This window comes from Streptomyces paludis (assembly GCF_003344965.1).
Lineage (GTDB): Bacteria > Actinomycetota > Actinomycetes > Streptomycetales > Streptomycetaceae > Streptomyces > Streptomyces paludis.
This window is the reverse complement of sequence record NZ_CP031194.1, coordinates 4,016,952-4,035,800: the sequence shown is the minus strand read 5'-3', so window position 1 is coordinate 4,035,800 and position 18,849 is coordinate 4,016,952. Positions and strand designations below refer to the sequence as shown.

Below are 18,849 nucleotides of genomic sequence, written 5' to 3'. Positions count from 1 at the left end.
CCGACGCCGTCACATGGCGCCTCGGATGCTGTACGCGCTCGCGAAGTGGACCGGACCTTCAAGCACACAGACCTCGCGCCCGTCATCGACATCGCCGCAATCGCGCTAGCAAGAAGAGGTTCGGAGTCGCGGATCAACTGGATTGCCCATGTGACCCAGTGCACACGAGCTGGTCATTCACTCTTCACAACTGCACAAGACGGGAAGGATGAGACCTGCGTCACAGATGAGTGGGACACCAAACCCGACAGCACGCGGCTTCGAATCTGTGCGCAACACATCTGTTCGGTAGGAGACTTGGAGTGCAGTTGAGGATTCCTGTATCCATCACCCGCCTGGCCACCGCGACAGTGGCCGCCGGCGCTCTGCTCATGTCGGTGTCGACCGGCGCGAACGCATTCGGTGCCGTTGATTCGGCACGCACGACGACAAGTGCCGAAGACCGCGGCCAACAAAGCACCGATTCAAGGCCGTTGTCGAACATCTACCGCGGAATACAAGGCGGGAATCTGTGCCTGCTGGCACGCTGCACCGTCGGTGATTCTGCCGGGAGTGGCGGATCCAGCCAGACGCAGGGGGCGAATATCTGTCTGCTGGCGACCTGCGTCGTCCGTCCCTGATACGCCCTCACTCCCGAGGGCGTCAGACGCGGCACGTGAAGGCCGTCCGCCCTTGCACAGGGTGGGATCCCCGGCGTCTGTTGGCGGGGGTCCCACCCGGGCGCGGCGTCCGATCGGCACCCCTCTCTTCTCCTGTCCGGACGGGACGCGGAGGAGCCGGTCCCTGGTACTTTCGGGCAGCACCCGGTCGGGCCCGTTTCGTCGGGCGCGACGGTCAGGGAGTGCGGGTCACCGACCTGGATGAGCGGTGGCACCTCTGTCAAGTGGGAGTTCGTACGGCCGCTGCTGCCCGAGTCGTTGCGGGGGCGGAAGCGGCTGGAGGACCGTCGGTGCCGCCGGGGCCCGAAAAGGGGGCTCCGCAACACGGCGCTCGGACGCTCGCGGGGTGGCCTGACCAGCAAGATCCATCTGGCATGCGACGCCGTCGGCCGGCCGCTCGCCTTCACCCTCATCGGCGGGAACACCAACGACTGCACCCCGATGGATGTGTTCACTTCAACACACCGCGCGGCAACACTGGCCGCATCGTCCCTCGCCACAAGCGGAACCGGGCCGCCGGAGCAGTCTTCGGTCCCCCCAATGGCTCCAGCCCCATCCCAGCCCTTTAGGGCGGTACGCCGAGGTCAGAAGCGGTCAGTCGACCGCAACCAGCACGGCCCGTAGACCCAAGTAATCCCTGGCCAGAGCCCTGTGGCGCTCCGGAGCGCCGTGGATTCCCGGCGCTCCGGAGCGCCGTGGATTCCCAAGCTCAGAGCGCGAGTTCGATTCTCGTCACCCGCTCCATACTTAAGCCCCAGGGCAGGGACCTGGGCTTCCTTGTCGTTTTGACCTCATTCCGGGAGAAACCATGACCGTGAGCAAGAACATCAACAACCCCGTGGGCATGGGGGGCGGCCAGCGTAAGAGGCTGTCTCGTGCCGAGCGGCAGAACAATGGTCCGCACCGGAACCTGGACCGTAAGGGGGCCGCCGACCAGAAGGCTGAGCTGGTGCGCAAGATGCGCGAGAAGGCTGGCGCGGCCGAAGGAGTCGGCGAGGGCGCTGCGCAGGCGGGCGGTGGCGTGCAGGGCTGATATGCCGGTGCCGCGGGGCTCGGGGCGTTTTTGTCGGCGGGAAGCGGACCGGATCTTGGCGGTGCTCGTGTCGCGCAGCCGGGCGGCGAGTCGGGCCCACGGTTGTCCGTCCGTCGTGCATAGGTGATCGTCCGGTCCGCCCGTGGTGCTGCCTATCGTTGGCTCCATGGACGTGTTCGACGAGCTGTTGCGGGGCGTACGGGGCAAGGGCGCGGTGTTCGGCCGTTCGGTGCTGTGGCCGCCGTGGTCGCTGCCGTTCACGGACGGCGCGTATCTGACTCTGCTCGTACCGCTGCGTGGCGCCGGATGGATCGTGCCGGAGAACGGAGAGGCGCGGTACGTGGCACTCGGCGAGACGGCGGTCGTCCGGGGGCCCGCGCCGTTCTGCTTCACCGACACCGACACCGACACTGCGGACTCTGCAGGCCGGGATCGCGAACTCGGTGGTTCTACTGTGCTGTTGGCTGCCGCTTACGACGTACGGGAGCAGGTTCCGCAGCGGCTCCTCCGCGCCCTGCCGCCGGTCCTGGTGGTCTCCGACGAGCAGGACTGTTCGCCGATGTGGGACTACCTGGAGACGCAGATCGGCACCGGCCGGCCGGGGGACCAGACCGTACTCGACCGGCTGCTGGACTGGCTGCTGGTGTGCACACTGCGGGACTGGTTCGACCGCCCGGAGGCCGAACCGCCGGGGTGGTACAGCGCGCTCGGCGACGAGGTGGCGGGGCCCGCCCTGCGCGCGATCCACGAGGATCCGGCGCACCCGTGGACGACGGCGCGGCTCGCGAGCCGGGCGGGGGTGTCGAGGACGACCTTGGCGAAGCGGTTCACGGAACTGGTCGGCAGCGGGCCGGTGGCGTATCTCGCCGAGTGGCGGATGACGCTCGCCGCCGATCTACTGACCCGCCCGGAACTGACCGTGGCGGCGGTGGCCCGGCGGGTCGGCTACGCGGACGCGTTCGGCTTCAGTACGGCGTTCAAGCGACTCCGGGGCGAGAGCCCGAGCGCTTACCGGCAGGAGGCGGCCACCGCTCAGCGGGAGGCGGCCACCGGCCGGCAGGGGGCCGCCACCGCCCCCGTACCTGACGGCGCCGTGTCGGGCCGGGGCGTGGCTTCGTTCACTTCTACGGGTTCTGGCTCAACTTCCGTGAAATACGGACGTTGAGTGATGGCTGACGCCCGCAACCGACTTGGGATGGAGCTGCTGTTCCCGTCGGTCGCAGACGTAACGGTGGTGTCCGTGGACGCGAGCGACGAGACCGTACGTATCGAAGCCAGTGGTGCCACGGCCGGGGCCGCGTCCCGCGGAGGCGGCACTGGCCAACTGCCCCGAACTTGACGCGCTCACCAGCCACGTCCGGTCCTTCACCCAGATGCTCACCGAGCGCCAGGGAAAACGGTGCTCCGAACAACTCGGTGCCGTCGCCAGAACGGCCTGCCCAGGCATCGACAGAGACCGAGACGCTGTGATCGCCGGCCTCACCCCTGTCCTGGAACTCCGGCGTGGTCGAAGAACACTTCAACCGGATCAAGATCCTCAAACGGCAGATGAGGGAACTGGATGGCGTTAGCTTGACGACTGTGGAAAAGGCTTTCGCCACAGTCGCCAATGTCGCCAATGGAGAGACCGAGATGCACCACGACGATGCTCTCCAGCAGCTCAGCCGTATAGCTCACGAGAGGGCGTTCGGCCAGCATGTTGGATCCGACCGTCTCATCCAGGTGGGGTTGGACGCACTCATAGCTGGGGTTGAGAGTCCATCGCTCGCGATGCTCGCCGGCCTCCTGCAGAGCGAAGAACCGGAAGCCCCTGCTCTCTTCGACCAGGTCCTGGAAGAACTCGGACTCCTCTTCCAGCCGCCAGCCGACCCCCGGGCCGCGAAGTGGGCCATGGCCTACTGGATCGCCGGTCAGATCGTGGACGGATCTCTCGATCCCGCGACCGGCACCCACCTGATCCGGACCGACGTCGCCTACGACCTCAACCATCCCGAAGACCTCCAGGCACTCGTCTCGTGCGCGCTCAACCTGGATAGCTGGGACGACAGCTGGGATGCCTCCGTCGAGGCACTGAAGGAAGAAGCGATCGAGGCAGCTGAACAACTCCTGACCAAGCAGCCGCCGGGAGGGCGCTAGGACTGACCGCGGTCCATGCGCCGTTGGGTGGCTCATCTACTCGGCTGTCACACTCCGTGCCCGCCTCACGGAATTGAGCCAGAATCCTTCCAGGAGCAGTGTTTGACAGTGGCAGCTCTGACCAGCAGTTCGACGGCTTGGAACCGGTGTCGGGCGGGAATACGGTCGTCGACTGCGAGGGCTGTGACCAGAGCGAGGCCGTCAGCGGTGGCGGGCCGGCAGGTGTCCTGGTGGAGGATCTCGTTGTAGAAATCGCCGAGGAAGCTCCGGTCGTCCCAGAAGGGGTCGGCCTCGGCGCCGAACAGCATCGCGGCCTGAGGCGGCCTGGGGCCCGGCAGACGGTCGGCGATGACGTCCCGGAACAGCTGCCGGATCGGCGGACCAGCAGCATTCGTGTTGTGCCAGGTCTGCTCGGGTTCGGCGTGCGTGTCCATGGCCGCCGCAGCCTACTGGAGCGTCTCGGGCCGACAGCCCCGGCGCCTGGGTGGGAGCGGATCGTCGGCCCTGGTCTGTCGCGGTCAACCGTCGCTTACGGTGCACACTTCACGGAGCGTGAGCAAGTACCCGAACGTGCCGGCGGGCTGAGGAGTCGTGGGCGGCACCCGCTGTTTTTCAGGACCAGGCGCCTGCCTCGGACGCCGTGCGGACGAAGTCGGTGATGTCGCGGGGTGGGCGGCCGAGGGCTCTGTGTACGCCGTCCGTGACCGGGGCCTCCTGGCTGGTGCGAATCGGCTTCATCGCGTCGGTCCAGAGCGCGGCCTCCTCCTCGGGCAGTCCCTGTGCCACCAGCCCGGCCCGGAAAGCGGGCTCCGGCACCGGAACGTATGTGGCGCGTACGCCGGTCGCCTTCGCGATCTCGTCCAGTACGTCGGCGATGCCCAGCGCCCGGGGGCCGGAGAGTTCGTACACCTCGCCGTTGTGACCGTCCTCGGTCAGGGCCGCCACGGCGACCGCCGCGATGTCGTCGGCGTCGACGAACGCGGCGGTCCCGCTGCCGGTGGGGAGGGCGAGTTCGCCGGACCGTACGCCGTCGAGGAAGAAGCCCTCGCTGAAGTTCTGGGCGAACCAGCCGGGCCGCAGGATCGTCCAGGCGACACCGGACGCCCGGACCGCCGCCTCGCTCTCCATGTGCGGGCCGCCGCCCTCGTAGGAGGGGCCGAAGTAGCCGGGCACGTCCACGCCCCGGGCCGAGAGCAGCACCAGCCGTCGCACCCCGCTCGCGACGGCCTGCTCTACGAAGGCGGGCGTCGGGGAGGGCGAGGTGTCCAGCGGGACGATGTAGACGGCGTCGACCTTGTCCAGGGCCGCCTGCCAGGTCGTCCGGTCCGCCCAGTCGAAGGGGGTCTCCCCGGACCGTGAGGCCGCCCGGGTCTCCACGCCCAGCTCGCGGAGGCGCGCCACCGTCCTCCGGCCGGTCTTGCCGGAGCCGCCGGTCACCAGCACCGCCGTGTTTGCGGGGCTCGTCGTTTCCGTACGGGGCGTGGCCGTGTGTGTTGTGGGCGTCTGCGTTGTGTCTTTTTGTGTCATGCCGCAAGCCTCGTCGCGCCGGTGGTCCGCGGCCATGCTTCATCGTCCGGGAAGGATGCCCGCGCGTCCGTCGTCGCCGCTTGGGTACCGTGCTTTGTCGTGGATCTCGGGGTTGTCAGTGGCATGTTGAAGAGCCGAAGCCCTGGTTGCGTTCCCAGAAATCCCGGCCGGCTCGGATGTTCCATTCGGGGTCGAGTGCGGAGCGGCGTGATCCGCCGGAGTCCTTGATTTGCTGGTCGGTGAGCTGGAACAGGCCCCAGCGCCAGGTCGTTGGCTCTCCCTCGTCTGTGCGTACTTCTTCGTCCGTCTGTCGGACCCACATCGGGTCCAGGTTCGACAGACAGCGGATCAGGGCGACGGCGGTCTCGGGGGCCTCGGGGAAGATCGCGCGCAGGTGCTGTTCCACTCGGTCCGGGCCCCAGCGGTCGGCCTGGGCGGCGATCGGGGAGTCCTGGTGGTCGATGGCCTCCTTGGTTGTCGCGTCGACCACGCCGGTCACCGGGAGTTGGGACGCCGCCTGGAAGGCCGCTACGCGTGCTCTGGTGATCGGGCCGAAGGAGGCGTCCACGGGGAGGTCCAGGGAGTGGCGCCGCAGGTTCAGCTGTAGTTGGCGTACGCAGGGGCCGTACGCTCCCGGGCTGAGGGTCTCCGAGCAGTCGGCGCCGGGCGCGCGCTCGCGTGCCGTCTCGCCGGTGGTGAAGAGCCTTACGCACAGGACTACTCCCAGGACCGTGACCGCCGTGATGCAGGCGAGGAGCGATGCGCGGCGCCAGGGCGGTGGCCCGCCTGGCCTTCGGCGGCCCTGTGGCATCTTGGGCGCCGGCTCTGGTGGGGAGGAGGGGGGAGGGGGTGGGCCTCCGTTGGTGGTGGGGGCGGCGGTTGGGTTCTCCGTCGGTTCGGTCCCCGCGACGCGTTCCCGTTCGCCCAGCCATACGCGTACCCGCGACCCCTGCCCGCAGGCCCGGACGAACACGTCCACGAACTCGGCTCTTGGCAGCGTCTCCCGGCGGAGCGTGTCCGCCAGGGTGCTGCGCGCGAGTCGGTGCCCGCACCGTGCTGTCCGCTGCTCCAACTGCCGGTAGGTCAGCCCCGAACGCTGCTTGAGCAACCGTAACTGTGCGACGAATTCGGCGGTTTCCGCCGACGTACATGGTGAAGCATCCCCCTTGTCGTGCATAACGGGCATCCTCACCGACTTCCCCGATACGCACAATGCCCCTTTTCGGCCTTTCCCTTGCCACGGGCCCCTCGCCGGACGGCCGCCGAAAGCGTCCGAAGCTGTCCGGAAGCGTCCGGACAGGGCTATGACCAGGCCGGACAGCGCGGCCTGTCCGGGACAGGCGCTCAGCATTCCCCCCGCCTTCTTCTCGGGGGCAGACTCCGTGCCAACCCGGAACCGACGCCCTCTCGCCAATGCCGCGAAGTCGTCGGTATGCGGTCAGCCCCTCACCTTCGTGAAAGGAATCACCGTGTCCTTCCGTGCCAAACTCGCCGTTCTCGCGACATCAGGTCTGATGGCCATCGGCCTCGTGATCGCCCCGACCGCACAGGCCCAGGAGGCGCCCGCGGCACCCGCCCCCGCGGCGGTCACCGCGGTCTCGCTGGGTGCGGGCGAGGCCATCGGCTTCGACACCGCCGCCGGCGAGGTGGGGGCCCAGGCGTACTCCGACTGCGCCTCCGGCTGGATCTGCTTCTGGTCCGGGACGGGCGGTACGGGGTCGAGGTGTCAGTGGAACGACGCGCTCAACCCGCGGGCCCGGGAGCAGTGTTCCTGGATGAACAACGGCACCGTCACCAAGTCCGTCTACAACCGCACGTCCTACCGCTACCACTACTACCGGGCCTTCAGCTACCAGGACCGTATCGGCAGCACGCTCTCCGGCGGTCAGGGCAACCTCGCCGGCACGTACACCATCGGCTCTCTCTGCCGCCACAACGCCAGCGGCTGCGCCAACTGAGCCGTCCGGAAGGCGGAAAGAGCGAAAGACTGAAAGGCCGATACGACGCGGACGCCCGGCCGGAGGTTCCGGCCGGGCGTCTGGTGCGCCGGGAGGGGGTCTACCGCCCCGGCGCGGATTCTGCGGATTCTAGGGTGCTGCTGGGTGCTGCTGGGTCAGATCGTCGGGGTGTCGTCGACGATCTCCTTGTGCGGCTCGACGATGAACCGCCAGCCCTCGCTGGGCTCCAGGAAGCGCACTCGGGTCGGGTAGATGTCCAGGGCGCGGCGGTCGCGGTTCTGACCGTTCGTGTTCTTGCGGCCCCGGGCCGGCTCCTCGTAGAGGTCGACCTTGACGTCCGGCACCTCTACGGTCTCCTCGCTCCAGCGCTGGACGATCCCCGCGCCGAAGGCGTCCCGCGCGGAGGCGTAGAGCGCCTCCAGGGATTCCTTGTTGCCGTTCGGTACGAAGAGGGCCAGGTTCAGGAGAACACCGGCGCTCTGGAGGACCTCGATCTCCTCCCCCGCCTTGTCCGCGATCCAGATACCGCCCTCTTCGGCGTTGTCCGGGAGGATATGAATTTCCTCACCGAAAGCCGTCCTCGCGGTGAAGGACCCTCCCTCGAAATTCTTGCCCGGCTCCGTGAGGAAAGCCGGGGCGTAGCAGTCGAGAGGAAGGCCATCCGTCTCTGCCGAGACGAAGATGCCGTCCTGGAGACCCAACCCTGAAACCTCCTCGGCCGTAAGACGTCGAGCCGTAACCTTCTCGGTATTCACGCCATTCCCCTTTTTTCGCGGCGCCCTGTGAATTCATTAATACCCTACCATGAAGACGCTCAACTCCTTTTCGTTACACGCCCGTTCGCATCCTCCGCCCTTCCTCCGCTCTCATCTTTCGACATCTTTCGGCTCGTTGGGAAATTGTTTCCCGTGACGCCGGAGGTCAACGCAAATGAAGCAAAGTGCGCATTAACGCGCCGACTCGAAGGAAGTACGTATCGCGGTCCCGGGGTGACCTGCCGTCACCGCCGGGCGGTGGCCGACGGGCTTTCGTGCCGGGCGCGCCGTCGTGGTGCGTTCCGGGGGCTCGGATATTCTGCATCCGGCCTCTCCGACGTAACTGCCTTGACGGCAGCAGGAGTTGGGGATACACGGACCGCTTCCGGCACGGCCGGGGCGACGGGGCCGACATCGATGCGAAGGCTCACCCCTGGAAGGACCCCATGACCGCTCCTCCCGACGACCCGACGGCAGGTCCGTCCCTCCCCCGTCGGACGACGAGATCCTCCGCGATAGCCACGGCCGCCGCCGGGAAGGCCAGGCCCGAGGAGAAGCCGGACAAGCCGGCGCGAACGCCCGGGGGCAGGCGGGCCGCCGCCGTGTCCGAGGTGATCGAGGAGCCCGCGACCGGCGCGGACAGCGCCTCGGCGGACACCGTGTACGCGGACGGCTTCGCCGCCGGGCTCGCTTTCGCGGCGAGCGCGGGGGCAGCGGGCGGGGGTGGTGGGACCGGTGGCGGTGGCGCCGCCCCGGAGGTTCCGGCGGGCCTCGCGGGGGCTTCCGGGGCGTCCGGCGGTCGGTCGTGGTTCGCGGCTCGCGGGGTTCTGGTGTCGGGGGCGGTCGTCCTGTGCGCGGCGCTTGTCGGCACCGCGTTTCTCTTACGGTCGGGGGGTGACGACCGCCTCAGCGCCTCGGAGCCACGTACGGTTCCGGCCATGGAGCAGCGCGGTGACGACGAGCTGGGCGAGGCCGGGACCGACGAACTCGCATCGCCTTCGGCGTCGCCGTCGCCATCGGTTTCCGCCTCGTCATCGGCTTCCGCGGATCCCTCCTCGGACACCTCCGCGTCCGCGTCCGTAACGCCTTCCGCGGCGTCATCGCCGCCCGTCTCGCCCGCCGCCGGCAGCGGGACCGACAGCGGGACCGGCAGCGGCGGTTCCACGGAGAAGGCGGCACCGCGTAACCCTGCCGATGGGGTCGCCATCCGGGGCGACGCGTCGGGCCGCTGCGTCGACCTCACTCACGCGGATCCCGAGGAGTACACGCCGCTCCAGCTCTGGGACTGCAACGGGTCCGCCAACCAGACCTGGAAGTCCCTGTCCGACGGGACCATTCGCACCCGGGGCAAGTGCATGGATGTCGTCGGGCGTTCGCAGGACGATGGCGCGGGGGTCCAACTGACCACCTGCAACGGGTCTGTGGCCCAGCAGTTCCGGCTCAGCGCGGCGCATGAAGTGATCAATACCCAGACCGGCAAATGCGTGGACGTCCTGGACGGGCGGACCACCAACGGGAGCCCGTTGCAGATGTGGGCCTGCCGGGGCACACGCAGCCAGGCGTGGAGCTTCGGCTGACGCCCGTGTGAGCCGCCGAGCGCTGCCGGGGCGGCAGCGTTACGGGAGCGCGCTACGGGGCGCAGGGTCGCGGCGGGGGCCGGTTCAGGGGCCGGCCACTCGCCCCTGCTGCCACTCGCCCCCGGCCGCTACTCGCCCTTGCCCGCCGCTCCAGCGCACTCCGGGCACACGCCCCAGTACGTGACCTCCGCCTGCGCCACCGTAAAGCCGAATCGTTCCTCCACGGGCAGGTCCGCGAGTGCGTCGCCCGTCGGGTGGACGTCGCGGACCGTGCCGCAGCCGGAGCACACCAGGTGCTGGTGCGGGTGGCGCGCATTGGGGTCGTAGCGCTTGGCGCGGCCGTCCGTCGAGACCTCGATGACCTCGCCGAGGGCGACCAGCTCGCCCAGCGCGTTGTAAACCGTCGTACGCGATATCTCGGGCAGCCGCCGTGCCGCACGGGCGTGCACCTCGTCGGCCGTGAGGTGTACATGGTCGCCGTCGAGAACCTCCGCGACCACGCGCCGCTGGGAGGTCAGCCGCCAGCCACGCCCTCTTAGCCGCTCCAGCAGATCACTCATGTCGGTCGGTTCACCTCAATCGCTCATTGCTCATCGCTCACACCCGCGACACTCGCCGTTCGCCGGCGGGCGGCCGGTGGGTGCTGTCCTGATTCCGATGGAATGTGGAGCTGGCTCGCTTCTTGACTTGGACTCTGTCCATTGTAGGATCGACTCCGGCGATAAGCCAAGAGGGCGGGACGACTCCACTACGGCCTCCACCCGCAGACCGCCGCAGAGCCCGAGAGCCGAAAAGACCACCGCAGACCCCGCAGACCACCGCAGTCCCTGAGCACCGTGAGCACCGCGATCGAGCTGGTCCGGAAGGATTCCCATGACCGAGAACCATGACGCAACCGCCGTAGACGCGAAGACCGAGGGCGGAGGGGGCTGCCCCGTCGTGCACGGGCGCGCCCCGCACCCGACTCAGGGCGGCGGAAACCGCCAGTGGTGGCCGGAGCGGCTCAACCTCAAGATCCTCGCCAAGAACCCCGCCGTGGCAAACCCGCTCGGTGAGGAGTTCGACTACGCCGAGGCGTTCAAATCCCTCGACCTCCCGGCCGTGAAACAGGACATCGCGGAGGTGCTGACCACCTCCCAGGACTGGTGGCCGGCCGACTTCGGCCACTACGGCCCGCTCATGGTCCGCATGGCGTGGCACAGCGCGGGTACGTACCGGATCAGCGACGGCCGCGGTGGCGGCGGCGCCGGCCAGCAGCGCTTCGCCCCCCTGAACAGCTGGCCGGACAACGGCAACCTCGACAAGGCCCGCCGGCTGCTGTGGCCGGTCAAGAAGAAGTACGGCCAGAGCCTCTCGTGGGCCGACCTCATGATCCTCGCGGGCAATGTGGCCCTGGAGTCGATGGGCTTCGAGACCTTCGGCTTCGGCGGCGGCCGCGCGGACGTCTGGGAGCCCGACGAGGACGTGTACTGGGGTCCCGAGAAGGTCTGGCTCGACGACGAGCGCTACTCCGGCGACCGCGAGCTGGAGAGCCCCCTCGGCGCGGTCCAGATGGGCCTCATCTACGTCAACCCCGAGGGCCCGAACGGCAATTCGGACCCGCTGGCCGCGGCCCGCGACATCCGGGAGACCTTCCGCCGGATGGCGATGAACGACGAGGAGACCGTCGCCCTCATCGCGGGCGGCCACACCTTCGGCAAGACCCACGGCGCCGGCCCGGCGGACCACGTCGGCGCCGAGCCCGAGGGCGCCTCGATCGAGGAGCAGGGCCTCGGCTGGAAGAGCACCTTCGGCACCGGCAAGGGCGTCGACACGATCACCAGTGGCCTTGAGGTCACCTGGACGTCGACCCCGGCGCAGTGGGGCCACGGCTTCTTCCAGAACCTGTTCGGCTACGAGTGGGAGCTGACGAAGAGCCCCGCCGGCGCGCACCAGTGGATCGCGAAGGACGGCGCGGGCGCCGGTACGATCCCGCACGCCCACGACGCGTCGAAGAGCCTCGCCCCGACGATGCTGACGACCGACCTCTCGCTCCGCTTCGACCCGGCGTACGAGCAGATCTCGCGGCGCTTCCTGGACAACCCGGACGAGTTCGCGGACGCGTTCGCCCGCGCCTGGTTCAAGCTGACCCACCGCGACCTGGGCCCCGTCGTGCGCTACCTCGGCCCGGAGGTCCCGTCCGAGACCCTGCTGTGGCAGGACCCGCTGCCCGAGGCCGACGGGGAGACCCTCGGCGCCGCGGACATCGCCGCGCTCAAGGAGCAGGTCCTCGCCTCGGACCTCACGGTGTCCCAGCTGGTCTCCACCACGTGGGCGGCCACCTCCTCCTTCCGCGGCAGCGACAAGCGCGGCGGCGCCAACGGCGCGCGGATCCGCCTCCAGCCGCAGGCCGGCTGGGAGGTCAACGAGCCCGACCGGCTCGCGGTCGTGCTGCGTACGCTGGAAGGCATCCAGGAGTCCTTCAACTCCGCCCGGACCGGCGGCGCGCAGGTCTCCCTCGCCGACCTGATCGTGCTCGCGGGCGCCGCGGGTGTCGAGAAGGCCGCCAAGGACGCCGGTTTCGACGTCGAGGTCCCCTTCACCCCGGGCCGGGTGGACGCCTCGCAGGACCAGACGGACGTGGAGTCCTTCGCCGCGCTGGAGCCGGCCGCCGACGGGTTCCGCAACTACCTCGGCAAGAGCAGTCGGCTGCCGGCCGAGTACCTGCTGGTCGACAAGGCCAACCTGCTCAATCTGAGCGCCCCCGAGCTGACGGTCCTCGTCGGCGGCCTGCGTGTCCTGGGCGCGAACCACGGAGAGTCGTCCCTCGGTGTCCTCACGGACGCCCCCGGGACCCTGACCAACGACTTCTTCGTCAACCTGCTCGACCTGGGTACGACGTGGACGGCGACCTCGCCGGACCAGAGCACCTTCGAGGCCCGCGACGACGCCACGGGCGAGGTCAAGTGGACGGGCAGCCGGGCCGACCTGGTCTTCGGGTCGAACTCGGAGCTGCGCGCGCTCGCCGAGGTCTACGCGAGCGACGACGCGAAGGAGAAGTTCGTGAAGGACTTCGTCGCGGCGTGGGCCAAGGTGTCGGACCTGGACCGGTTCGACCTGGTCTGACGTGACCTGCCCGTACCGCGTCTGATGCGGTACGACGGGGCGTTCGGGGTGGCCGCTATGGTCGCCCCGGGCGCCCCTCAGTCATGGGGTCACCGGATCACCTGGTCACCGGGTCACCGGAGCGCCGGGTCACTCCGTCATGTCGATGACGATCTTGCCGACGGCGTGGCCGTCCTCCAGGAGGGCCAGGGCCTCGGCCGACCGCGCCAGCGGGTACGTCCTGACGACATGGGGGTCGAGCCGCCCTTCCACCATGAGCGCCGCCGCGCGCTCCAGGTCCGCCCGGGCCGCCCGGCGGCGCACCATCTCGCCGCCCAGCTCGGTCACCGTCCCGTCGGTGACGGACACGATGTACTTCGGCTCGCGCACCAGCGGTGCCACCGTACGGAGGGACGCGCCGCCGACGAGGTCCACCAGGCCGTCGACCCCGTCCGGCGCGAGGTCGCGCAGCCGGGGGACGACCGGGCCCTCGGTGTAGTCGACGAACGTCACACCGACGGCCTCCGCGAGCGCCCGCTTGGTGGGGCCGCCCGTACCGATGACGTTCAGGCCACGGTCGCGCGCGACCTGCGCGGTCGCGATACCGACACCGCCGCCGACCCCGTTGATCAGTACGGTCGTGCCCTCGGGCAGGTCGAGCTGGTCCACCGCGTCGAGCGCGGAGGTGGCCGCGACGGGGATGGTCGCCGCCCAGTCGTCGCGGAGCCCCTCGGGCTTGCGCGCCGTGTGGGAACCGAGCAGGAGCGTGGTACGGGCGTAGGCGCCGGCCCCGGTGTACGCCATGCCGAACACCGCGTCACCCACCGCCAGCCCCTCGACCTCCGAGCCCACCGCCAGCACGACACCGGCCGCCTCCGCCCCCATCACCTGCGGGAACGGCCGCTCGCCGTAGAACCCCGGCAGGGCACCGGAACGCAGCTTGAAATCAAGGGGGTTCACCCCGGCGGCCGTGACCCGCACCAGGACCTCGGCCGGACTCGGCACCGGGTCCGGGCGGTCGAAGAACTCCTGGACCTCCGGGCCGCCGAATGTACGGAAACCGAACGCTTCACTCATCGTCGTCATCTCCTGCACCCATTTGATGGATTCCGGCGCGCTCGCCGGCTCCACTCCGGACGCTAAGACTTGACACCAATGTCAAGTGCAAGTCCGCTGGTAGCTAGTGGTTGATCGCGGCGTCACAGTCGTAGTCCGGGTCGACCGTGGCCTGGATCACCATGTCCAGCTGGTCACGGACCGTGAACAGGTCGGAGATCTGCCCCTCCACGCGTTGGCGTTCGGCGGCCAGGAGCGTCAGCAGCTCCGGTGTGGCCTCGCCTGTGTCCACGCAGGGCAGCACCTCGCGGATGGTCCGGCTGGAGAGCCCGGCGCGGAAGAACAACTGAATGAGCCGGACCCGCTCCACCGCCGTGCCCTCGTACGTACGGTGCCCCGCCGGTGTCCGGGTCGAGGTCAGCAGCCGCTGCTGCTCGTAGTAGCGCAGCACCCGGGTGCTGACTCCCGCTGCCGCGGCCACGTCGCCGATGCGCATGGGCCGGATCCCCTTTCCCGCAGGCAACACACTCCCCCCACTGTGACACGGGCGTGGGGGGAGCGGGGGGGGGTAGGTCAGGTGCGGGTCGCGTAGACGATGAGGTTGTTCACCGGGTGGCCCTCGGCGTCGAAGTCGCCGTCGCAGGTGATCAGCCGCAGCGCGTGTTCGTCGGTGGGACCGTAGACCTTCTCGGTGGGGAAGGTGCCCTTGCCGACGCTCTCCGTGTCCGTGACGGTGAAGTGCACCGGTTTTCCGCGGTCGTTGGCGACGGTGATGTCCGCGCCCTTGGAAATCTTGTGGAGGTCGTGGAAGACGGCCTTGCCGAAACGGGTGCTGTTGTGGCCGATGATGACGGCGGGACCGGCCTCGCCGGGCGCGGGACCGCCGACGTACCAGCCGGCCGTCATGCCCTTCTCGGGCGGCGGGACCTCGACCGTGCCGTCCGCGTTGAGACCCAGCTCCATCAGGGGACCGCTGATCCCGATCGAGGGGATGGTGACCTCGGTGGGCGCGCCGCGCGAGGGGGTGGGAGTGCCGACCGTGGTGGTGGCGGGGCTGGAGAGGGAAGTGGAGGGGCGCGGGGCGGCCGTCCCGGCCGTGTTGGCCGTATTGGGCGTCGACGAGCAGCCGGTCAGCAGCGTGAGGACCGCGGGGACGACGAGGGCCAGTCGGGCAAGCGCAGGGGACACAGCGGACTCCAGAGCGGGGCTGCCGAGAAGGTGGGGGACGGACGGGTACGGGCGGGATACCGGCGGGGTACGGGAAAGGCGCGGTGGCGCCGCCCGGTGTAAGGCGGCGCCACCGCTGTGCCGTATCAGGCGGTGGGGCGCTGGGACGAGCGGCGGCGCAGTACGAAGGTGCCGGCGCCCGCGAGCAGCAGTGTGCCGGCCGCCGAGCCGGCGAGGGCGGCCGTGCCGGTGCTCCCGGCCGGGGCCTCGCCCGCGGCGACGGAGCCGCGCGGCCACACGCCGTCGGCCCTGGCCTTCTCGGCCGCGATCTGCCTCGCCTTCTCCGGCGGAATCTCCCCGGTCGCGATTTCCTTCGGGAAGGTCCGCTGGTCGGCGGGCTCCTTCGCCCGTTGGTCGGCGGCGGCCTTCTCCTTCTCCGCCAGGCGCTCCTTGTCGGGTACGGACTCCTTCGGCACCGCGGACGCCCCGGTGGCCGGGCCGGATCCGTCGGAGGCGACGGCCGCGGCGGCCGGGACCAGCAGGGCACCGGCTGTGAGGGCGGTGAGGACTGCGAAGTGCAGGCGGTAGTGGCGGGACATGTATGGCTCCAGTTCCAGCTCGGCCTTCGTGGTACCCGGACGGTGGAACACACCGGGTCCGGGCAGGGCTCAAGACTGGCGACAACTTGTGAGGAAGCTGTCAGAACGCCATGCGTATCGCATCAGGTTTCTGTTGTGTTCTCGACGGCCTTCGAGACGGTGTTCTCGACCGCGTTCTGGGCCTGGGCTCCGTCAGGCGCGACCGGCAGCCGTAGTGTGAAGACCGAACCCTCCCCCTCGGTGCTCACCACACCCGCCGTCCCGCCGTGCGCCTCGGCCAGCTTGAGGACGATCGCCAGACCGAGACCGCTGCCGCCGGTACTCCGGCTGCGGGACTTCTCTGCCCGCCAGAAGCGGTCGAAAACATGCGGAACGTCGTCCGCCGGGATACCGCTGCCGGTGTCGGCCACCTCCAGGGCCACCTCGTCCCCGGGGTCGGTGACGTACGAACGCAGTGTCACCCGGCCGCCGGGCGGGGTGTGGCGTACCGCGTTGGAGACCAGATTGCTGACGGCCTGGCGCAGCCGGACCGGGTCGCCATGCGGCCGTGGCTGATCCGTGCCGGGTTCCGGCGGGGACACCGCCAGCGCGACGCCCGCCGAATCCGCCAACGCCTGGTGCGCGGCGGCGACTTGGCCCAGGAGTTCGTCCACGCACACCGGCTCCGGGTGCAGCCGCAGCGCGCCCGCGTCGGCCGCCGCCAGATCCTGGAGATCGTTGATGATGTGCTGAAGCTGCACCGCCTCTTCGAGGAGCGAGGAGACGAACGCCGGGTCCGGATCGGCCAGACCGTCCTGCGCCGCCTCCAGCCAGCCGCGGATATTGCTCAGCGGGGTACGCAGTTCATGGGCGACGTCGCTGACCATCGCCTTGCGCTGCTCCTCAAGCCGGGCGCGGTGTACGGCCATGTCGTTGAAGGCCGCCGCCAGCCGGCCTATCTCGTTGTCCGAACCGACCGGCACGGGCGCCGAGTCCAGACCGTCCCGCATCCGCTGTGCCGCGCCGGTCAGCGCGTGCAGCGGGCGTACGAGCCGGGCCCCGGCGATCACCGAGGCGCCGACGGTGAGCGCGAGGACCAGCGCGGTGACCCCGACGATGCGCCCGGTGTTCGCCGGCGAGAGGTCGAAGCCGGGGGCGCTGGCGGTGGCGCCGGGGTCGTCGATGAACAGCAGGGCGGGCCCGGCGACGTACGAGGTGAGCTGTTCGCGGCGGGCGCTGCCGACGCAGGTGGCGATGGCCCGGTCGTATCCGCTGTCACGGGCCACGGGCTTCTGCGCGGGCCGGGTGCCGGTCCAGGGGGTCTCGGCCGTGGGCTCGGGCTCGGGCCCCGGGACATCCTTCTGCTCAGGTGCCGCCTGTTCAGCCGCCTGCTCCTTGGCCGCCCGTGCCTCGGCCACCCGCGCCTCGGTCACCTGCTCATCGGCCGCCTGCCGCTTGGCCGCCTCCCTCTTGGCGTTCATCGCGTCCGACTCGTCCACGGGGACGGGGTACACATTGTCGAACCCCACATACACGCCGTCCCCCGCGTCGGCCCTGTCGTACCCCCGGTCCCAGGAGAGATTCAGGTTCAGCTTCAGCTTCACGCCGGTGCGTCCCTGGCGTTCGAGACAGGCGTCGGCCAGGCCGTTGAGCGCCCTGAGGGCCTTCTTCTCGGTCGCGGTGGGACCGTCCGGTTCGGAGGTCAGACACCTCTGTTCCGTGGCGCTGTTGGTGCCGCTGCTCACGAACTGGAGCCGGGGCCGTCCGCTCGGGCTCTCTACGACATCCGCGGCGATGCCGATCGCGTTGAGGCACTCCACACTCGCGCTGGCGGCCCGGCGCAGCTCGGCACGTTCCGTCTCGGGCAGCAGGAACGGCCCCACGGCGCGCGGATCTACGCGGTCGGCGCCCGCGGCGGTCGCGATGGTCGCGACAGTCGTGGTGGTGGCGCCGGGCACCAGTACGGTGTCGACGGAGAGCGGATCGACCACCGCCGAAGCCTGCGCCGGCAGCGGGGCGGCGGGCGAGGTGCCGGCCGACGTGCTGGAGTGGGCAGAGGACGCGGCCCCGGACGAGGCGTCCGGCGGCGCTGCCAGGGCGGAATCCGCCAGCAGCCGCCGGTCCTGGGTCGTCAGCGCGATCCGGCGGTGGGACTCGCGGGCCAGCTTCCGTACGGTGGCGTCGACGCCCTCCCAGCCGGGGTGGGTGGCCGCGTACCCCAGCAGGGTGTTGTAGATCTTGGCGTCGGAGCTGAGGCTCTGGCCCTGCTGCTGGCGGATCGCGCCGGAGGTCGTCTGCACCGCGAGCCAGGCGGTGGCGGCGACCGAACAGAAGGCCACGAGCACGGACACGGTCAGCATCCGGCCGAGCAGGCTCTTACGGAGGGGCAGCCTCAACAGCGTTTGCCGCGACGGCCGTTGGTCGCTCTCCCGCTGCTGGTCAGGACGGTGCATGACGTATGCCCTTCGCGGGGTCCGTCAGCTTGTAGCCGACGCCGAAGACGGTGAGCAGCCGGTCCGGCCGCCGTGGGACGCGCTCGATCTTCTTGCGCAGATTCATGATGTGCACATCGACGGTACGGCCGCTGACGTACTTGTCGAAGCCGTGCAGTTCCTCCAGGAGCCGCTGCCGGGTGAAGACACGGTGGGGCTCCGCCGCCATCGCGGCGAGGATACGGAACTCACCGGGGGTGCACGGCACCCGCGCGCCGTCGACGGTGACCTCGTGCTGGGCCAGGTCCACCGTGAGTGTGCCCACCGACAGCGTCTCGCCGGCCGCGTCGGGAGCGGGGACAGGCGTAGAGACGGGCGCGGGGATGGGGGAGGCGGATGCGGGTGTGGGCGCGGCGGGCGCGGGAGCGGGCGCTGGCGCTGGCGCTGGCGCGTAACTCGGCTCTGGGGAGCGCCGGTTGCGGCGCAGCAGTGTCCGTACGCGGGCCATCAGCTCACGCGGGCTGAACGGCTTCGTCATGTAGTCGTCGGCGCCCAGATCCAGGCCGAGCAGCAGATCGTCCTCGGTGCTGCGCGCCGTCAGCATCAGCACCGGCACCTCGCGCCCCTCGGCACGCAGTATCCGTACGACGTCGAGCCCGTCGGCCCGGGGCATCATCACGTCGAGCACAAGCAGGTCGGGGTCTCCCTGCCGTACCTTCTCAAGGGCCGCGAGGCCGTCCTCGACCACCGTGACCGTGTGGCCCTCGTGCTCCAGATAGCGGCGCACCAGTTCGGCCTGCTTGACGTCGTCCTCGGCAATCACGATGTTTGCGCGCACACGGCCGATCGTAGCGAGGGCGCGGGCAAGGGCGGGGGCGACTGCGCGG

The 18,849-nt window shown here is 69.8% G+C and carries 17 protein-coding genes and 1 pseudogene; 7 read left to right on the top strand and 11 right to left on the bottom strand.

Going from position 1 to position 18,849, the window contains the following annotated elements; genetic code table 11:
* Window positions 1-965: 965 nt before the first annotated feature.
* From DVK44_RS37910 to DVK44_RS17835, 4 genes and pseudogenes are all read left to right on the top strand, one after another.
* Window positions 966-1,101, top strand: a pseudogene (locus tag DVK44_RS37910) (IS5-like element ISNeu3 family transposase); the annotation flags it as partial.
* A 366-nt stretch (window positions 1,102-1,467) separates the two neighbouring features.
* Window positions 1,468-1,692 (top strand): DUF6243 family protein, encoded by a 225-nt coding sequence (locus DVK44_RS17850; RefSeq protein WP_114660547.1) that lies wholly within the window; start codon window positions 1,468-1,470, stop codon window positions 1,690-1,692.
* Window positions 1,693-1,858: 166 nt separating this feature from the next.
* The gene (locus tag DVK44_RS17845; RefSeq protein ID WP_114660546.1) at window positions 1,859-2,857 is read left to right on the top strand and encodes an AraC family transcriptional regulator; all 999 of its coding nucleotides are present in this window, start codon (window positions 1,859-1,861) and stop codon (window positions 2,855-2,857) included.
* Between the two features lie 338 nt (window positions 2,858-3,195).
* On the top strand, window positions 3,196-3,828 hold the full coding sequence (locus DVK44_RS17835) for a hypothetical protein (protein ID WP_228447226.1): 633 nt from the start codon (window positions 3,196-3,198) through the stop codon (window positions 3,826-3,828).
* A gap of 65 nt (window positions 3,829-3,893) precedes the next feature.
* On the opposite strand, the gene DVK44_RS17830 is transcribed toward DVK44_RS17835, so the two are convergent.
* From DVK44_RS17830 to DVK44_RS17820, 3 genes are all read right to left on the bottom strand, one after another.
* Window positions 3,894-4,262 carry a hypothetical protein gene (locus DVK44_RS17830; RefSeq protein ID WP_114660544.1) on the bottom strand — a complete coding sequence of 123 codons (369 nt, stop codon included), beginning with the start codon at window positions 4,260-4,262 and terminating at the stop codon, window positions 3,894-3,896.
* A gap of 178 nt (window positions 4,263-4,440) precedes the next feature.
* The gene (locus DVK44_RS17825; protein ID WP_114665235.1) at window positions 4,441-5,355 is read right to left on the bottom strand and encodes an NAD(P)H-binding protein; all 915 of its coding nucleotides are present in this window, start codon (window positions 5,353-5,355) and stop codon (window positions 4,441-4,443) included.
* Window positions 5,356-5,470: 115 nt separating this feature from the next.
* Window positions 5,471-6,166: a peptidoglycan-binding domain-containing protein gene (locus DVK44_RS17820; RefSeq protein WP_114660543.1), complete on the bottom strand. Its 696-nt coding sequence runs from the start codon at window positions 6,164-6,166 to the stop codon at window positions 5,471-5,473.
* Between the two features lie 658 nt (window positions 6,167-6,824).
* Here DVK44_RS17820 and DVK44_RS17815 point away from each other — a divergent pair.
* Window positions 6,825-7,313 (top strand): peptidase inhibitor family I36 protein, encoded by a 489-nt coding sequence (locus tag DVK44_RS17815; RefSeq protein ID WP_162793913.1) that lies wholly within the window; start codon window positions 6,825-6,827, stop codon window positions 7,311-7,313.
* A 155-nt stretch (window positions 7,314-7,468) separates the two neighbouring features.
* On the opposite strand, the gene DVK44_RS17810 is transcribed toward DVK44_RS17815, so the two are convergent.
* Window positions 7,469-8,068: a hypothetical protein gene (locus DVK44_RS17810; protein WP_114660541.1), complete on the bottom strand. Its 600-nt coding sequence runs from the start codon at window positions 8,066-8,068 to the stop codon at window positions 7,469-7,471.
* A gap of 446 nt (window positions 8,069-8,514) precedes the next feature.
* On the opposite strand from DVK44_RS17810, the gene DVK44_RS17800 reads away from it, so the two are divergent.
* A complete protein-coding gene (locus DVK44_RS17800; RefSeq protein WP_162793911.1) occupies window positions 8,515-9,645 on the top strand; it encodes a ricin-type beta-trefoil lectin domain protein in 1,131 nt (376 codons plus the stop codon).
* A 128-nt stretch (window positions 9,646-9,773) separates the two neighbouring features.
* On the opposite strand, the gene DVK44_RS17795 is transcribed toward DVK44_RS17800, so the two are convergent.
* Entirely contained in the window at window positions 9,774-10,205 is a 432-nt protein-coding gene (locus DVK44_RS17795) for a Fur family transcriptional regulator (RefSeq protein WP_114660538.1), read from the bottom strand.
* Between the two features lie 313 nt (window positions 10,206-10,518).
* On the opposite strand from DVK44_RS17795, the gene katG reads away from it, so the two are divergent.
* On the top strand, window positions 10,519-12,750 hold the full coding sequence (gene katG / locus DVK44_RS17790; protein WP_114660537.1) for a catalase/peroxidase HPI: 2,232 nt from the start codon (window positions 10,519-10,521) through the stop codon (window positions 12,748-12,750).
* A gap of 129 nt (window positions 12,751-12,879) precedes the next feature.
* Here katG and DVK44_RS17785 read toward each other — a convergent pair whose 3' ends face one another.
* The 6 genes from DVK44_RS17785 to DVK44_RS17760 all read right to left on the bottom strand — a co-directional run bounded on the left by DVK44_RS17785 (window position 12,880) and on the right by DVK44_RS17760 (window position 18,785).
* A complete protein-coding gene (locus DVK44_RS17785) occupies window positions 12,880-13,806 on the bottom strand; it encodes an NADP-dependent oxidoreductase (RefSeq protein ID WP_114665234.1) in 927 nt (308 codons plus the stop codon).
* Between the two features lie 103 nt (window positions 13,807-13,909).
* Window positions 13,910-14,281, bottom strand: a complete 372-nt coding sequence (locus DVK44_RS17780) for a MerR family transcriptional regulator (RefSeq protein WP_114660536.1) — start codon at window positions 14,279-14,281, stop codon at window positions 13,910-13,912.
* Between the two features lie 77 nt (window positions 14,282-14,358).
* A complete protein-coding gene (locus DVK44_RS17775; protein WP_228447225.1) occupies window positions 14,359-14,973 on the bottom strand; it encodes a class F sortase in 615 nt (204 codons plus the stop codon).
* Window positions 14,974-15,098: 125 nt separating this feature from the next.
* Window positions 15,099-15,551, bottom strand: a complete 453-nt coding sequence (locus DVK44_RS17770; RefSeq protein ID WP_114665232.1) for a hypothetical protein — start codon at window positions 15,549-15,551, stop codon at window positions 15,099-15,101.
* Window positions 15,552-15,673: 122 nt separating this feature from the next.
* Window positions 15,674-17,983: a sensor histidine kinase gene (locus DVK44_RS17765; protein WP_114660535.1), complete on the bottom strand. Its 2,310-nt coding sequence runs from the start codon at window positions 17,981-17,983 to the stop codon at window positions 15,674-15,676.
* Entirely contained in the window at window positions 17,970-18,785 is an 816-nt protein-coding gene (locus DVK44_RS17760; RefSeq protein ID WP_181957648.1) for a response regulator transcription factor, read from the bottom strand. Before DVK44_RS17760 ends, DVK44_RS17765 begins: the two co-directional genes overlap by 14 nt.
* Between the last annotated feature and the right edge of the window lie 64 nt (window positions 18,786-18,849).

What these genes read in the sequence shown, in the direction of transcription:
- DVK44_RS17780 (WP_114660536.1), bottom strand. Translation starts at nt 14,281, where the DNA reads ATGCGCATCGGCGACGTGGCCGCGGCAGCGGGAGTCAGCACCCGGGTG.
- DVK44_RS17820 (WP_114660543.1), bottom strand. Translation starts at nt 6,166, where the DNA reads ATGCCACAGGGCCGCCGAAGGCCAGGCGGGCCACCGCCCTGGCGCCGC.
- DVK44_RS17770 (WP_114665232.1), bottom strand. Translation starts at nt 15,551, where the DNA reads ATGTCCCGCCACTACCGCCTGCACTTCGCAGTCCTCACCGCCCTCACA.
- DVK44_RS17765 (WP_114660535.1), bottom strand. Translation starts at nt 17,983, where the DNA reads ATGCACCGTCCTGACCAGCAGCGGGAGAGCGACCAACGGCCGTCGCGG.
- DVK44_RS17850 (WP_114660547.1), top strand. Translation starts at nt 1,468, where the DNA reads ATGACCGTGAGCAAGAACATCAACAACCCCGTGGGCATGGGGGGCGGC.
- katG (WP_114660537.1), top strand. Translation starts at nt 10,519, where the DNA reads ATGACCGAGAACCATGACGCAACCGCCGTAGACGCGAAGACCGAGGGC.
- DVK44_RS17825 (WP_114665235.1), bottom strand. Translation starts at nt 5,355, where the DNA reads ATGACACAAAAAGACACAACGCAGACGCCCACAACACACACGGCCACG.
- DVK44_RS17845 (WP_114660546.1), top strand. Translation starts at nt 1,859, where the DNA reads ATGGACGTGTTCGACGAGCTGTTGCGGGGCGTACGGGGCAAGGGCGCG.
- DVK44_RS17830 (WP_114660544.1), bottom strand. Translation starts at nt 4,262, where the DNA reads ATGGACACGCACGCCGAACCCGAGCAGACCTGGCACAACACGAATGCT.
- DVK44_RS17800 (WP_162793911.1), top strand. Translation starts at nt 8,515, where the DNA reads ATGACCGCTCCTCCCGACGACCCGACGGCAGGTCCGTCCCTCCCCCGT.
- DVK44_RS17795 (WP_114660538.1), bottom strand. Translation starts at nt 10,205, where the DNA reads ATGAGTGATCTGCTGGAGCGGCTAAGAGGGCGTGGCTGGCGGCTGACC.
- DVK44_RS17785 (WP_114665234.1), bottom strand. Translation starts at nt 13,806, where the DNA reads ATGAGTGAAGCGTTCGGTTTCCGTACATTCGGCGGCCCGGAGGTCCAG.